Raw genomic sequence first — 14636 nt, forward strand, 5'->3', positions numbered from 1 at the left:
CTATTTGCTCAAAATGTAAACAATTTAGAAGTGATACTGATGGATTTTTGGTTCTAATTCACCTAAATTATGTGACGTGGATCACATTTATTTTAAATTTCGGGCGGGGCTGCATTGTATGTCCTACATCGGACGGGTAGAGTTGCACCGAATTAGGAAAAATCTTAGTTAATTGTAAGAAGTGATAACTGTGTAAGAAGCAAATTTTGTTTTTCTTTACGTGATTCATCAATACAGAACTTAATTCAACGAGCGTTTTAGTCTTTTCTTCTTTTTTTTACCGGGGTTTTCCCGGCGACATCACGGGGTGCGGTCTACCGCACAAGAATATAGTGTTATTCGGGAAGGGAAAATGAACACATCCGAATTGCTAAAACACATCTATGACATCAACCTGTCATATTTATTGCTTGCACAACGTTTGATTAGCCAGGACAAAGCCTCTGCGATGTTCCGTCTGGGTATTCATGAAGAGATGGCGACAACGCTTGGTGGTTTGACGCTGCCACAGATGGTCAAACTGGCTGAAACTAACCAGTTAGTGTGTCAGTTCCGTTTCGATAATCACCAGACTGTGACCCAACTGACTCAGGAGTCCCGCGTGGACGATCTGCAGCAGGTTCACACCGGTATTTTGCTTTCTACCCGTTTGCTTAACGAAATCAGCCAGCCTGATGACGCAGCCCGTAAGAAAAGGGCTTAACAATGAGTGAGAAGAGCATTGTTCAGGAAGCGCGTGACATTCAACTGGCGATGGAACTGATTACGCTTGGTGCTCGTTTGCAGATGCTTGAAAGCGAGACACAGCTGAGCCGTGGTCGTCTTATCAAACTGTATAAAGAATTACGTGGTAGCCCGCCGCCAAAAGGCATGCTGCCCTTTTCCACCGACTGGTTTATGACGTGGGAGCAGAATATTCATGCTTCCATGTTCTGTAATGCCTGGCAGTATCTGCTGAAGACCGGCTTATGCAGCGGCGTTGATGCAGTGATTAAAGCGTACAAACTTTACCTCGAGCAGTGCCCGCAGCCTGAAGAAGGCCCTTTGCTGGCACTGACCCGTGCATGGACGCTGGTGCGTTTTGTGGAAAGCGGATTGCTTGAGTTGTCTCGCTGCAACTGCTGTAGCGGTAACTTTATCACCCACGCACATCAGCCCGCCGGCAGCTTTGCCTGCAGTTTGTGCCAACCACCGTCTCGCGCGGTAAAAAGACGTAAACTTTCCCGGGATGTTGCCGATAGTAATCCACAACTGCTGGATGAACAGATCAAACAGGCTGTTTAACCCGAACGTACGGGCAAGACTCCAGCAGCGGTAAGAAATTACCGCTGCTTTTTTTTGCCCCGCGGAAGGCTAAACCCCCGAACTCTGTCTCCTGGCTAAAGTCACTAGCGGAAGGATGATGTCGTGCTTATCGTATTAGGTTACCTGGTAGTTCTCGGTACAGTTTTCGGCGGTTATATGATGACCGGCGGGCACCTTGGGGCACTCTATCAACCGGCCGAACTGATCATAATCGGTGGTGCAGGGGTAGGGGCGTTTATCGTTGGCAACAACGGCAAGGCGATCAAGGGAACGTTAAAAGCGTTGCCGTTACTGTTCCGTCGTTCGAAATACACCAAAAGTATGTATATGGACCTGCTGGCGCTGCTCTATCGCCTGATGGCCAAGTCGCGTCAACAGGGGATGTTCTCTCTGGAACGCGATATCGAGAATCCGAAAGAGAGCGAGATCTTCGCCAGCTATCCGCGGATCCTGGCGGATTCGATGATGCTCGAATTTATCGTCGACTATCTGCGTCTGATCATCAGCGGCAACATGAACACCTTCGAAATCGAAGCCCTGATGGACGAAGAGATCGAAACCCACGAAAACGAAGCGGAAGTGCCGGCCAACAGCCTGGCAATGGTGGGTGACTCCTTGCCTGCGTTCGGTATCGTCGCGGCGGTAATGGGGGTGGTACACGCGCTGGCTTCTGCGGATCGTCCGGCGGCTGAACTGGGGGCGCTGATTGCTCACGCCATGGTGGGGACCTTCCTCGGGATCCTGCTGGCGTACGGTTTTATCTCTCCGCTGGCAACCGTATTACGCCAGAAGAGCGCTGAGACTACCAAAATGATGCAGTGCGTCAAAATCACGCTGCTCTCCAACCTGAACGGTTATGCTCCGCCGATCGCGGTAGAGTTTGGTCGTAAAACCCTGTACTCCAGCGAGCGTCCGTCGTTCATCGAACTCGAAGAGCACGTGCGCGCGGTGAAGAATCCAAACCAGCAGACGAGCACTGAGGACGCATGAAAAACCAGTCCCATCCCATCGTCATAGTCAAAAAGCGCAAGCACAAAGGGCATGGGGGAGGTTCCCATGGCTCCTGGAAGATCGCCTATGCGGACTTTATGACCGCGATGATGGCGTTCTTCCTGGTGATGTGGCTGATTTCTATTTCCAGCCCGAAAGAGCTGATTCAGATAGCAGAGTATTTCCGTACCCCGCTGGCAACGGCGGTGTCGACGGGGCCGCGTATCTCCAACAGCGATAGCCCGATCCCGGGCGGCGGAGATGATTACACGCAAAAGCAGGGTGAAGTAAAACGCGAGCCTAACATCGACGATCTGAAAAAACGCATGGAGCAGGCGCGCCTGAAGAAACTGCGGGGCGATCTGGATCAGCTGATCGAAGCGGATCCGAAGCTGCGCGCCCTGCGTCCGCACCTGAAAATCGATCTTGTTCAGGAGGGTCTGCGCATTCAGATTATCGACAGCCAGAACCGTCCGATGTTTAAAACCGGCAGCGCCGAAGTGGAACCCTATATGCGCGACATCCTGCGCGGGATTGCCCCGGTGCTGAACGGGATCCCAAACCGAGTCAGTCTCTCCGGTCACACCGATGACTTCCCTTACGCCGGTGGCGAAAAAGGGTACAGCAACTGGGAGCTCTCTGCGGATCGTGCTAACGCATCCCGTCGTGAGCTGGTGATCGGTGGGCTGGACGATGGCAAGGTGCTGCGGGTCGTCGGCATGGCCGCCACCATGCGCATGACCGACCGCGGGCCGGGAGATGCCATCAACCGTCGAATTAGTCTCTTAGTGCTCAACAAGCAGTCGGAGCAGGCCATCCTGCACGAAAACGCCGAAAGTGAGAATGAGTCACTGGATGATTTAAAACAGCCAGACCCTGTGTCTTCGGCTGCCGTTCCAACATCGCCACCAGCCAATCCGAGGTGATAGCGTGAGCATGGATATTAGCGATTTTTACCAGACGTTTTTTGATGAAGCCGACGAACTGTTGGCGGATATGGAGCAACACCTGCTGGACCTGGTGCCCGAGGCACCGGATTCAGAGCAGCTCAACGCCATATTTCGTGCAGCCCACTCCATAAAAGGGGGCGCCGGTACGTTTGGCTTTACCATTCTGCAGGAGACAACCCATCTGATGGAGAACCTGCTGGATGAGGCCCGACGCGGTGAGATGCAGCTCAATACCGACATTATTAACCTGTTTTTGGAAACGAAAGATATTATGCAGGAACAGCTCGATGCCTATAAAAGCTCGCAAGAGCCGGACGCTGCCAGCTTTGAATATATCTGCCAGGCCCTGCGTCAGTTAGCGCTGGAAGCCAAAGGCGAGACGGCAGCCGTGGCCGTCAGCCCGGCGAAACTGAGCGTCGTGGACGCCGCGCCGAGCACCGCGCCAGCCGCAGACGACCGCGTGCGTGTGGTGCTCTCCGGTCTGAAAGAGAGCGAAGTCAATCTGCTGGAAGAAGAACTGAGCAATCTGGCGACGCTGAGCAACGTGGTGAAGGGCAAAGATACCCTGGCGGCCACCCTCGATGGCGGCATCAGCAAAGATGACGTGGTCGCGGTGCTCTGCTTTGTGATTGAGCCTGAACAGATCGACTTTGAAGCGGTAGCGGATGCACCCGCTGCCGAGGTGGCTGAGGTCGCGGAAGCCGCCCCTGCGGTGCCGGCCGTGGCACCCGCCGCGCCAGTGCTGAAAGCCGTTCCGGGTGAAGCTGCTGCGCCAAACCGTGGCGAACGCGAAAAACCGGCCGCCCGCTCCAGCGAATCGACCAGTATCCGCGTGGCCGTTGAGAAGGTCGATCAGCTGATCAACCTGGTCGGCGAACTGGTGATCACCCAGTCGATGCTGGCCCAGCGTTCTAACGAGCTGGACCCGGTGAACCACGGGGATCTGATCACCAGCATGGGCCAGCTGCAGCGCAACGCCCGTGACCTGCAGGAATCGGTGATGTCCATCCGTATGATGCCGATGGAGTACGTCTTCAGCCGCTTCCCGCGCCTGGTACGTGACCTGGCCACTAAGCTGAATAAGCAGATCGAACTGACGCTGATGGGCAGCTCCACCGAGCTGGATAAGAGCCTGATTGAGCGCATTATCGATCCGTTAACGCACCTGGTGCGTAACAGCCTCGACCACGGTATTGAATTGCCGGAAAACCGCGTTGCCGCAGGGAAATCCCCGGTCGGTAACCTGATCCTCTCTGCGGAACACCAGGGCGGAAACATCTGCATCGAAGTGACCGACGATGGCGCAGGCCTGAACCGCGAGCGTATCCTGGCGAAAGCGATGTCGCAGGGGATGGCGGTTAACGAAAACATGACCGACGAAGAAGTGGGCATGCTGATCTTCGCCCCGGGCTTCTCCACCGCCGAGCAGGTGACGGACGTCTCCGGGCGTGGCGTGGGCATGGACGTGGTAAAACGTAACATCCAGGAGATGGGCGGCCACGTTGAGATCAAGTCGAAGCAGGGTTCCGGTACCACCATCCGTATCCTGCTGCCGCTGACGCTGGCGATCCTCGACGGGATGTCGGTCAAAGTGGCGGGCGAAGTGTTCATTCTGCCGCTGAACGCGGTGATGGAATCACTCCAGCCGCGTGAAGAAGATTTACATCCACTGGCGGGCGGTGAGCGCGTGCTGGAAGTGCGTGGCGAATACCTGCCGCTGGTGGAGCTGTGGAAAGTGTTCGACGTGGACGGCGCCAAAACCGAAGCCACGCAGGGGATTGTGGTGATCCTGCAAAGCGCGGGCCGCCGCTATGCTCTGCTGGTCGATCAGCTGATTGGTCAGCATCAGGTGGTGGTGAAGAACCTTGAGAGCAACTACCGCAAGGTACCAGGCATTTCAGCCGCCACCATCCTCGGTGATGGTAGCGTGGCGCTGATCGTCGATGTTTCGGCGCTTCAGGGATTAAATCGTGAACAACGTATGGCGCACACAGCCGCCTGATTCAGTTAAGAAGGTAAAAAAATGACCGGTATGAGTAATGTAACCAAGCTGGCCGGCGAGCCGTCAGGTCAGGAATTCCTGGTTTTCACTTTAGGTGACGAAGAATACGGTATCGATATTCTGAAAGTGCAGGAAATCCGCGGCTATGATCAGGTGACCCGCATCGCCAACACGCCAGATTTCATCAAAGGCGTGACCAACCTGCGTGGCGTTATCGTGCCCATCGTCGACCTGCGCGTGAAGTTCAGCCAGGGCGATGTCGAGTATGATGACAACACCGTGGTGATCGTGCTCAATCTGGGCCAGCGCGTGGTCGGGATCGTGGTTGACGGGGTGTCTGACGTGCTCTCCCTGACCGCCGAGCAGATCCGCCCGGCGCCGGAGTTTGCGGTCACGCTGTCCACCGAATACCTGACCGGTCTGGGTGCGCTCGGTGACCGTATGCTGATTCTGGTGAATATCGAGAAGCTGCTGAACAGCGACGAGATGGCGCTGCTGGATGTGGCGGCGAGTCATGTAGCCTAGGTAAACGCAAAACGGCAACTATGTTGCCGTTTTTAGTGTTTGCTCCTTCTCCTTGTGGGAGAGGGTCGGGGTGAGGGCATCAGACCGCATTCATCTGTAGGCCGGGTAAGGCGTAGCCGCCACCCGGCTTTTTTTATTGCCGCACCGTGCCTGATGCGGCAACGCCCGGCGGTGCTGCGCTTGCCGGGCCTACGGATCGAGGTTTACGCGTCCTGCTCAATTAACACCGGTTCGTCCTCCAGCAGCCCCTCATTCTGCGCCAGCATCGCCGTCGCCACGCCGTTCCCCAGCACGTTAATCGCCGACCGCCCCATATCCAGGAAGTGGTCAATCCCCATCAGCAGCAATATCCCCGCGACCGGGATATGGAAACTCGGGATAGTGGCTGCCAGCACCACCAGCGCCGAGCGCGGTACCCCGGCAATGCCTTTCGAGGCCAGCATCAGGGTCAACATCAGCACCGTAATTTCCGAAAACGTCAGCTGAATATTGTACGCCTGGGCGATAAACATCGAGGCAAACGAGCAGTAGACCATCGACCCCACCAGATTAAACGAATACCCGATCGGCAACACAAAGGAGACGATATTGCGCGAGCAGCCAAAGCGGGTGAGCTGCTCGAGGGTTTTCGGATAGGCCGCTTCGGAGCTGCTGGTGGTAAAGGCCACCAGCACCGGATCTTTCAGCATGCCCACCAGGCGGAAGATCTCGTTTTTCAGCACCATATAGCCCACCGCCACCAGCACCATGCAGGTAAGGACGATTGCCAGATAGTAGCCGCCAATAAACGAGGCGTAGTTAAGCAAAATCCCCAGCCCCTGGGTGGCGATCACCGAGGAGATGGCGGCGAAGATTGCCAGCGGCGCAACGTACATCACGTAGCCGGTCACTTTCAGCATAATGTGGGAAACCACGTCCAGCGCGGCCACCAGCGGGGCATTAAATTTCTCCCCCAGCGACGCGCCGCCGATGCCGAAGAACATCGAGAACACCACAATCTGCAGGATCTCGTTATTGGCCATCGCCCCGGCAATGCTGGTGGGAATAGTGTGGGAAAGAAAGCCCTTCAGCGACATGCCGCTGGTCGCCAGCCCGGTCTCCACCGTCCCGGCCGGAATGGCCAGGTTCAGGCCGCTGCCCGGGTGGAGCAGGGTGACGATAAACAGCCCGACCAGAATGGAGAGCACCGAGGAGCTGATAAACCAGACCATCGCTTTACCGCCCACGCGGCCGATGGTGGCGGTCTCGCCCAGACGCATAATCCCCACCGTCAGGGTGCTGAACACCAGCGGGGCAATGACCATTTTGATCAGGCGTAAAAAGATGTCGGTCAGTAAAGTGATGTTGTCTGACCAGGCTGCGATCGCGTCGGCTGACGCATATTCATGAATGATTGCCCCGGACAGAATGCCCGCCAGCATAAAGACCACGATGAAAATCGTGAGTCGGTTTGCACTTGCCACCAAAATACCTCATTAACAGAAAGATGAAATTAATCAGCTGATGTATTTAATTTTTATTATTCAGCGCATGAATGATTCATAACCTAAATTGAAGTAAAAAAGCGGGCATTTCAATATTTATTAGTTTTGTTAATAATTCTGTGGCGATATATTGTGATGCAGATCACATTATAATCAATATATCTTCCCCAAAAGCTAAAAATCCGGTGAGTGACATTTTTTATCTGTTTGTTTTTATTTGTAAATAGTTGTCAATACGGTAAAAGCATGAGTCAGGGGGTAAAAAGTGGTTGAGAACGAAACCTTAAACTAAATTTCACAATAACCACCCGGCAGCAGCATGAAGGGTGCTAACAGACTGAGTGTTATCAAAAAATGATAACCCCAAGTGACATTTTCTGGAGGGTGGAAAATGAATAAAAAGCTCCTGATGCTGTTTACCGGTGGACTTCTGGCGATGGCCGCCAACAATAGCCAGGCTGTTACCAGCAGCGGCACCATTGGCGCAACCCTGACGTTGACCAACGGTTGCCTGATTAACGGCTCGCCAACGCAGGACGGTATTAACTTCGGTACGCTCGATTTCGGTACCCATCCGGCGACCTTCTCCACGCTGACCACCCAGCTTACCGGGGCCAGCGGCGGCAACACCTTCACCATTCAATGCACCACCGCCAGCTACACGGTGGCGATCACCGGTAACACCAACGCGACGGCGCCCGGCACCGTGGTCGGCACCCCGGGCACGCCCGCGCGCTATCTGGTGAATACCGCCAATACCAGCCAGGGCGTGGCCTACAGCCTGTTCAGCGACGGCGGGTTTAACAACATCATTGCCAACAACGCACCGCTGCCGGTGACTTCTACCGCCGGGGGCGTCGACAGCTACACGCTGTACGGCCGCATCACCGGCGGCGGAAACAGCGTCACCGTGGTGCCTGGCACCTACACCGATACCATCAACGTCAGCGTCACCTATTAGCGCCAGCACGTTTTAATGAGCGTGGATAACCAAAAGCTCCATCACCGGGGAGAGGGAAAACCGCGCGCTTTTTTGGGCCTGAGCATGCTGCTGCTTGCGGCGGGAAACGGCGAGGCGGTGACGACGCAATCCTTTCAGGTGAGCGCCACGATCACCCCCGGCTGTTCAGTCGCCGCAGGCAGCGGTGGCCTGCTGGGCACCCTGGATTTTGGCACTCATACCGGGGTGGCGCGGGGATCGGTGAATACCAGCTTTGTGCCGAACGGATCGCTCTCCATTGCCTGTACGCCCGGCGTGGCGCTGAGCATGAGCATCGATGGCGGTCAGCACTACACCTCGGTGCGCAATATGCAGCGGGCCGGGGCGACAAATCAGGTCCCGTACCGCCTGTACAGCAGCAGTTCCCTGGCGGCCAACAGTGAGATTGGGGTTAACCAGGCGGTGTCTGTGACTTACACCAACAGCAACAACATTGCGCTACCGCTCTTTGGTGTGGCGCTTCTGACCGGATTCAGCCCGGCCGGAAATTATTCCGATCAACTCACCGTGACCCTGTCGTGGTGAAAAAGGGAGAAGGACGATGAAGGCATTTCCAGCAACCCGCACGCTCTGCCTGCTCATGGCGCTGGGGGCGACGCTCAACACCGCCCACGGAGCGGCCACCATTCTGCTGTGGCCCATCGACCCGTGGCTGTCGGCAGATACTAAAGCCACAGAGCTGTGGGTGCAGAATCAGGGCAACAGTGCCACCACCATGCAGGTGCGGATTGTGCGCTGGCGGCAGGAGAACGGGCTCGAACGCTACACCGCCCAGCAGGAGGTGGTGGCCAGCCCGCCGATTGTCACCATCGCCAGGGGCAGCAAGCAGTTAATCCGCCTGATTAAACAGAGCGGGGTGCCGGCCGGGGTGGAGCAAGCCTACCGCATCATCGTGGACGAAATACCCCAGCCGCAGGATAAGGAGACCCCGCAGATGGGGTTAAAACTGCAGATGCGCTACTCCATTCCGCTGTTTGTCTACGGCCAGGGGATCGCCACCATTAAGGACGGGGCGCACCACGCTCTGGCCGAGACGCGGGATCTTTCCTGGCGGGTGATCCGCGAGAACGGCCACCCGGCTCTGCAGGTCCGCAATCAGGGCAATGTGCACGTCCGCCTTAGCCAGGTCACGCTGCAACAGGGGGGACAGAAACGCACCCTCGCAGATGGCCTGCTGGGTTACGTGCTGCCGGGCAGTGCCCGCAGCTGGCCGCTACCGTCAGGGATCGACCAGCCAGGCCAGATGCGTGCGCAAATTAATGCCCGGGATACGCAATGGCAGTCGGCCCCCGTCAACTGAAGCCGTCGATGTTTATCCTGCTCTGCGTCAGCGCCGCAAGCTGGGCCGAACCCGGTGATGATATGCTCCCGCCGCCGCCGGTACCGCAGTCGATGAATGACGAGGCGGTATTCCAGCTGGTGCTGATCGTTAACCACTACGACACCGGGCTGGTGGTGCCCGTTACCCGGCGACAGGAGGAGTATCTGGTCGCCAGCGCCGATCTGCGCCGGGCCGGTTTGCCCGCCGAGCACGTCCCGCCGGGCGAGGTGAACGTCAGCCGTATGGCGGAGGTGCGTACCGAGTACGACAGCACCGGACAGCGGCTGCTGCTCAGCGTGCCGCGGGAGTGGATCGGCGCGCGCGTGACCCCCTTCAGCGGCCAGATGGCGCGCAGCACTCCCCATTTTGGCAAAGGGGCGCTGCTCAACTACGACTTCTACACCAACCACACCGAGCACAGCGGCGGCCAGGCCTCCCTGTGGCATGAGTTTCGCTATTTTGACGACCGGGGATCGTTATCCTCCACCGGCTACGTGCGGAAAAACCTGTCCGGCGGCAGCGGGCAGCAGGAGGGGTACGTGCGCTACGACACCACCCTGACGATCACCGACGAAGAGGATGCCACCACCTGGACCGCCGGGGATGTGATCAGCGACGCCCTGAGCTGGAGCAGCAGCGTGCGCATGGGCGGCATCAGCTACGGCCGCGATTTCTCCCTGCGCCCGGACCTCGTCACCTGGCCGCTACCCGAATTCTCCGGGGAGGCGGCGGTACCCACCTCGGTGGATCTGTTCGTCAACGGCTACCGGGCGGGCTCCACCCGTTTGCAGCCGGGGCCTTTTACGCTCACCAATCTGCCCTATATTAACGGCGCCGGGGATGCGGTACTGGTTACCACCGATGCGCTGGGCCGCCAGGTCAGCACCACCATGCCGTTCTATGTCACCAGCGATCTGCTCCGCCAGGGGCTCAGAGACGGGGCCATGACCCTCGGCAGCCTGCGGCGCAACTACGGCATCGAGAATTTTGACTACGGTCCGGCCGCGGGCAGCGGCTCGTACCGCTACGGCCTCACCGACTGGCTGACGCTGGAAGGGCACGTCGAAGGGGCAGAGGAGCTGGCGCTGGGCGGCGCCGGGACCATCGTCAAACTCGGGCGCTTCGGGGTGGTAAACAGCGCCTGGACCCAGAGCAAGATGCGCGGCGATACCGGCGGGCAGGTCAACTGGGGCTACCAGTACAGCACCAACGCCTTCAGCATCGCCACCCAGCACAGCCGCCGCGATCGCGGCTTCGGCAACCTCGCGCTCTACGATCAGCCCACCGTCTATGATGAACACGACCAGCCCATCGCCAGCCTGAGCCGCAACAGCGATCAATATTCCCTGACCTTTAATCTCGGCGACTACGGCAATATCGGCGCGGCGTGGATCGGGGTGAAGAGTTTTGACGATCAGAAAACCGAGCTGCTGAACCTCTCCTGGAGCCGTAACCTGTGGGGCAGCAGCAGTATTTATCTCGCCGCCAGCCGGGATCAACAGCAGGGCGACTGGACGGTGGCCCTGTCGCTACAGATCCCGCTGGGCGAACGTGACAGCGCCGCCATTACCCTGGAAAACACCCCGGATGCCGGCAGCACCCAGCGTCTCAACTATAACCACTCCATGCCTACCGACGGCGGCTTCAGCTGGAATATGGCGTGGGCGCGCCAGTCCCAGGCCAGCAACTATCAGCAGGCCACGCTGGGCTGGCGGAATAATAATATTGAATTGCAGGGCGGCGGCTATGGCGATCGGGACATGATGACCTGGTGGGGCGAGGCGATGGGGGCCCTGGTGCTGATGGACGGGGAGCTGTTTGCCGCCAACAAAATCAACGACGCCTTCGTGGTGGTCAGCACCGACGGCCAGCCGGACGTGCCGGTCAGCTATGAAAACCAGCCGGTGGGTAAAACCAATCGCAACGGCTATCTGCTGATCAGCGGCGTTTCGGCCTACTACCCGGCCAGCTACAGCATCAATACCCTCAATTTACCCGCCGACACCCGCCTGAAGGAGACCGAGCGCCGGGTCGCCCTGCGGCGCAACAGCGGCTATCTGGTTGATTTCCCGATGGAGCAGGAGCGCGTCGCCAGCGTGATCCTCCACGACGGGGCAGGGGAGGCGATCCCTCTCGGCAGCCAGGTGCGACGCCAGGGCCGGGAGCCAGTGGTGGTCGGCTATGATGGGCTCGCCTGGCTGGAGGATCTGGCGGACGTCAATCCGCTGGAGGTTATCACGCCGGAGGGCAAAGGCTGCCACGTCACCCTGACGCTTGCGGCGAACCCGGAGCATAAGCTGCAAACCTACGGCCCGCTGACATGCCGGGTGGAACCATGAAACGCCTGCTGCTGTTGGTGATGTTGATGCTCTTTACGGCGACCAGCTGGGGGGCGTGCCGGGTCAGCACCGTCAACGCCAGCTTTGGCAGCGTCACCTCGTTTGCCCTCAGCGGCAGCAATGAAGTCGCCACCACCGGTACGCTGGTGGTGAACTGCGATAAGGTGCTAAATTTGCTGACCAACGATTCAGTGACCCTCAACTTTACCGGGGCCACGATTGCCGCCAGCAGCCGCGGGACGATGAAGCGCACCGATAACGCCACCGTCACCGACGTGATCCCCACTCGCCTGTGCGGTCAGACCACATGCAATAGCAGCAGCGAAGTGCAGATCGGCAAAGCTTATACCTGGAGCGGTTCGTCGCTGTTAAGCCTGCTCGGTTCAACGCAGTACAACATCCCGCTCTATTTTCGCACCGTCGCCGGACAGAACGTCAGCGCCGGGCCCTATCAGGTGACTCTCAATTTCAGCGTGAGCTACAGCGTCTGCTCGCTGGGCGTACTGGGATTATGCACCACCCCGCAAACCGGCACCGCGCTGACCAGCATTACCCTCAACATGACGGTGACCAACGACTGCAGCGCCATGACTACCCCGAATGTCAACTTCAACAGCGCGCCGCTGGTGCAGAACTTCCCCACCGTCTCCCAGGCCATCTCGGTCACCTGCACCAAGGGCAGCGTCTACACCATCGGCATTAATAACGGCGCTTATGCCAGCAATAACGTGCGCCAGATGGCCAGCGGCAATAACCGCATGAGCTATGAGATCTATAAGGAAGCCACCGCCAGTCGCTGGGGCAGCAGCGGCAGCGAACGCTGGTCCAGCGGCGCCTCTTCCCAGGTGAGCGCCGACGGGCTGTTACGCAGCTATAACTACACCGCCCGCGTCCTGACGAATCAGACCACCCCTCCCGCCGGTAACTACAGCGACACCCTGGTCGTCGACGTCGCCTTCTGACCCACGCTTTTCCCTTTCGCAAATGTAAAGTTCCTGTCAGTTGTGCCGATAACACCGAGAACAAATCTATGAGAAGGTGTTGTATGTTGAACCGTATGCGCGTTGTCACAATGCTGATGTTGGTGCTGGCTGTCTTCGCTCTGTTGCAGCTCGTTTCCGGCAGTCTCTTTTTCTCTTCCATTAAAGCTAACCAGGACAGTTTTGCGGTTTCCAACCAATTCCGCGTTCAACAAAGCGAAATCACCTCCACCTGGGATTACCTGCTGCAAACGCGCATCAACCTGAGCCGCGCCTCCGCGCGTCTGGCGACGGATCCCTCAAAGCCGCAGCCTGAACTGATCAACAGCGCCCGCACCACGCTGGCGGAAGCGGACAAACACTTCAAAGCCTACAGCGCCATCGCGCCACAGCCGTCGATGGAGCAGGTGAGCCAGACCATCAGTGACAAATATCAGGACTACGCCGCAGCGCTGACGGAGCTGATCCAGTTCCTGGAGAGCGGCAATATGGATGCCTATTTCGCCCAGGCGACCCAGTCAAAGCAGAATGCGCTCGGCACCGCCCTGCGGGACTATGTCACCGCCTCTGACGCCCGTAACCAGCAGGCGTTCAACGCCAGCGTTGCGGATTACACCTTCGCCAAATGGCAGATGGGGATCCTCGCCCTGGCGCTGGCGATCGTGCTGGTGGGGGTCTGGTACGGTATCCGTCATACCCTGCTTAACCCGTTAAACCGCGTGATTGAGCACATTCGTCAGATTGCCAGCGGCGATCTGACCCAGTCCCTCACCATCGCCGGACGCAGCGAGATCACCCAGCTGGCGGTCACCGTGGATCACATGCAGCGCTCCCTGAGCGAGACGGTCGCTAACGTGCGCCAGGGCTCGGATGCCATCTACACCGGCACCAGCGAAATCGCGATGGGCAACAACGATCTCTCCTCCCGCACCGAGCAGCAGGCGTCGGCCCTGGAAGAGACCGCGGCCAGCATGGAGCAGTTAACCGCCACCGTGAAGCAGAATGCCGACAACGCCCGTCAGGCGTCCCAGCTGGCAAACAGCGCCTCGGAAACCGCACAGCGCGGCGGCAAAGTGGTGGACGGCGTGGTGAAAACCATGCACGACATCGCCGGCAGCTCGAAGAAGATCGCTGACATCATCAGCGTGATTGACGGCATCGCCTTCCAGACCAACATCCTGGCGCTGAACGCCGCGGTGGAAGCCGCCCGTGCCGGTGAGCAGGGGCGTGGTTTTGCGGTGGTGGCCGGGGAGGTACGTAACCTCGCCAGCCGCAGCGCCAATGCCGCCAAAGAGATCAAAGCCCTGATTGAAGATTCTGTCGCGCGCGTGGATACCGGCTCGGTGCTGGTGGAAAGCGCGGGAGAAACCATGAATGACATCGTTAACGCGGTCACGCGCGTGACCGACATCATGGGTGAAATCGCCTCGGCCTCTGATGAGCAGAGTCGTGGTATCGACCAGGTCGCCCTGGCGGTATCGGAAATGGATCGTGTCACACAACAAAACGCCGCGCTGGTTCAGGAGTCCGCGACCGCTGCGGCGCAACTGGAAGAGCAGGCGAGCCGTCTGAAGATGGCCGTTTCGGCGTTTCGACTGACTTCTGCACCGGGAAAAACGGTGTCATCGCGTACCCGCCAGCAACCGGCCGCGCCGGTCAATGCACCGGCTCAGGGACGCGCGCTGACCACCGGGAAAGATGAGAACTGGGAAACATTTTGATCGAACGTTAAATCGCGGC

At 58.2% G+C, this 14636-nt stretch carries 13 protein-coding genes; 12 read left to right on the forward strand and 1 reads right to left on the reverse strand.

Going from position 1 to position 14636, the window contains the following annotated elements; translation table 11 throughout:
- Positions 1-352: 352 nt before the first annotated feature.
- The 6 genes from flhD to cheW all read left to right on the forward strand — a co-directional run bounded on the left by flhD (position 353) and on the right by cheW (position 5772).
- Positions 353-703: a flagellar transcriptional regulator FlhD gene (gene flhD, locus V7Q49_RS02090; RefSeq protein WP_142486257.1), complete on the forward strand. Its 351-nt coding sequence runs from the start codon at positions 353-355 to the stop codon at positions 701-703.
- Between the two features lie 2 nt (positions 704-705).
- Positions 706-1284, forward strand: coding sequence for a flagellar transcriptional regulator FlhC (gene flhC / locus V7Q49_RS02095; protein WP_333849078.1), 579 nt, complete (start codon positions 706-708; stop codon positions 1282-1284).
- Between the two features lie 123 nt (positions 1285-1407).
- Entirely contained in the window at positions 1408-2295 is an 888-nt protein-coding gene (gene motA, locus V7Q49_RS02100; RefSeq protein WP_333849079.1) for a flagellar motor stator protein MotA, read from the forward strand.
- Complete coding sequence (motB, locus tag V7Q49_RS02105) at positions 2292-3221, forward strand: flagellar motor protein MotB (protein ID WP_333849080.1); 930 nt, start codon at positions 2292-2294, stop codon at positions 3219-3221. The genes motA and motB overlap by 4 nt, the downstream gene beginning before the upstream one ends.
- 4 nt (positions 3222-3225) lie before the next feature.
- The gene (gene cheA / locus V7Q49_RS02110; RefSeq protein ID WP_333849081.1) at positions 3226-5247 is read left to right on the forward strand and encodes a chemotaxis protein CheA; all 2022 of its coding nucleotides are present in this window, start codon (positions 3226-3228) and stop codon (positions 5245-5247) included.
- A gap of 21 nt (positions 5248-5268) precedes the next feature.
- Positions 5269-5772, forward strand: a complete 504-nt coding sequence (gene cheW / locus V7Q49_RS02115) for a chemotaxis protein CheW (RefSeq protein WP_032611989.1) — start codon at positions 5269-5271, stop codon at positions 5770-5772.
- A 203-nt stretch (positions 5773-5975) separates the two neighbouring features.
- Here cheW and V7Q49_RS02120 read toward each other — a convergent pair whose 3' ends face one another.
- Positions 5976-7235 (reverse strand): dicarboxylate/amino acid:cation symporter, encoded by a 1260-nt coding sequence (locus V7Q49_RS02120; protein ID WP_333849082.1) that lies wholly within the window; start codon positions 7233-7235, stop codon positions 5976-5978.
- 412 nt (positions 7236-7647) lie between these two features.
- Here V7Q49_RS02120 and V7Q49_RS02125 point away from each other — a divergent pair, with 412 nt between their 5' ends.
- The 6 genes from V7Q49_RS02125 to tar all read left to right on the forward strand — a co-directional run bounded on the left by V7Q49_RS02125 (position 7648) and on the right by tar (position 14617).
- The gene (locus tag V7Q49_RS02125; RefSeq protein ID WP_333849083.1) at positions 7648-8217 is read left to right on the forward strand and encodes a Csu type fimbrial protein; all 570 of its coding nucleotides are present in this window, start codon (positions 7648-7650) and stop codon (positions 8215-8217) included.
- An 84-nt stretch (positions 8218-8301) separates the two neighbouring features.
- Positions 8302-8781, forward strand: coding sequence for a Csu type fimbrial protein (locus tag V7Q49_RS02130; RefSeq protein WP_333850468.1), 480 nt, complete (start codon positions 8302-8304; stop codon positions 8779-8781).
- Between the two features lie 16 nt (positions 8782-8797).
- Complete coding sequence (locus V7Q49_RS02135) at positions 8798-9556, forward strand: fimbrial biogenesis chaperone (RefSeq protein ID WP_442913052.1); 759 nt, start codon at positions 8798-8800, stop codon at positions 9554-9556.
- Complete coding sequence (locus V7Q49_RS02140) at positions 9532-11916, forward strand: fimbria/pilus outer membrane usher protein (RefSeq protein WP_333849084.1); 2385 nt, start codon at positions 9532-9534, stop codon at positions 11914-11916. Before V7Q49_RS02135 ends, V7Q49_RS02140 begins: the two co-directional genes overlap by 25 nt.
- A complete protein-coding gene (locus V7Q49_RS02145; RefSeq protein ID WP_333849085.1) occupies positions 11913-12878 on the forward strand; it encodes a Csu type fimbrial protein in 966 nt (321 codons plus the stop codon). Before V7Q49_RS02140 ends, V7Q49_RS02145 begins: the two co-directional genes overlap by 4 nt.
- An 83-nt stretch (positions 12879-12961) precedes the next feature.
- Positions 12962-14617 carry a methyl-accepting chemotaxis protein II gene (gene tar / locus V7Q49_RS02150; RefSeq protein ID WP_333849086.1) on the forward strand — a complete coding sequence of 552 codons (1656 nt, stop codon included), beginning with the start codon at positions 12962-12964 and terminating at the stop codon, positions 14615-14617.
- The last annotated feature ends 19 nt before the right edge of the window (positions 14618-14636 follow it).

The organism is Leclercia sp. (assembly GCF_036780805.1).
Lineage (GTDB): Bacteria > Pseudomonadota > Gammaproteobacteria > Enterobacterales > Enterobacteriaceae > Enterobacter.

Excerpts from the sequence above, each read along its gene's own strand:
- V7Q49_RS02140 (WP_333849084.1), top strand. The coding sequence starts at position 9,532 with ATGGCAGTCGGCCCCCGTCAACTGAAGCCGTCGATGTTTATCCTGCTC.
- V7Q49_RS02130 (WP_333850468.1), top strand. The coding sequence starts at position 8,302 with ATGCTGCTGCTTGCGGCGGGAAACGGCGAGGCGGTGACGACGCAATCC.
- motB (WP_333849080.1), top strand. The coding sequence starts at position 2,292 with ATGAAAAACCAGTCCCATCCCATCGTCATAGTCAAAAAGCGCAAGCAC.
- V7Q49_RS02135 (WP_442913052.1), top strand. The coding sequence starts at position 8,798 with ATGAAGGCATTTCCAGCAACCCGCACGCTCTGCCTGCTCATGGCGCTG.
- flhD (WP_142486257.1), top strand. The coding sequence starts at position 353 with ATGAACACATCCGAATTGCTAAAACACATCTATGACATCAACCTGTCA.
- flhC (WP_333849078.1), top strand. The coding sequence starts at position 706 with ATGAGTGAGAAGAGCATTGTTCAGGAAGCGCGTGACATTCAACTGGCG.
- V7Q49_RS02145 (WP_333849085.1), top strand. The coding sequence starts at position 11,913 with ATGAAACGCCTGCTGCTGTTGGTGATGTTGATGCTCTTTACGGCGACC.
- V7Q49_RS02125 (WP_333849083.1), top strand. The coding sequence starts at position 7,648 with ATGAATAAAAAGCTCCTGATGCTGTTTACCGGTGGACTTCTGGCGATG.
- cheW (WP_032611989.1), top strand. The coding sequence starts at position 5,269 with ATGACCGGTATGAGTAATGTAACCAAGCTGGCCGGCGAGCCGTCAGGT.
- tar (WP_333849086.1), top strand. The coding sequence starts at position 12,962 with ATGTTGAACCGTATGCGCGTTGTCACAATGCTGATGTTGGTGCTGGCT.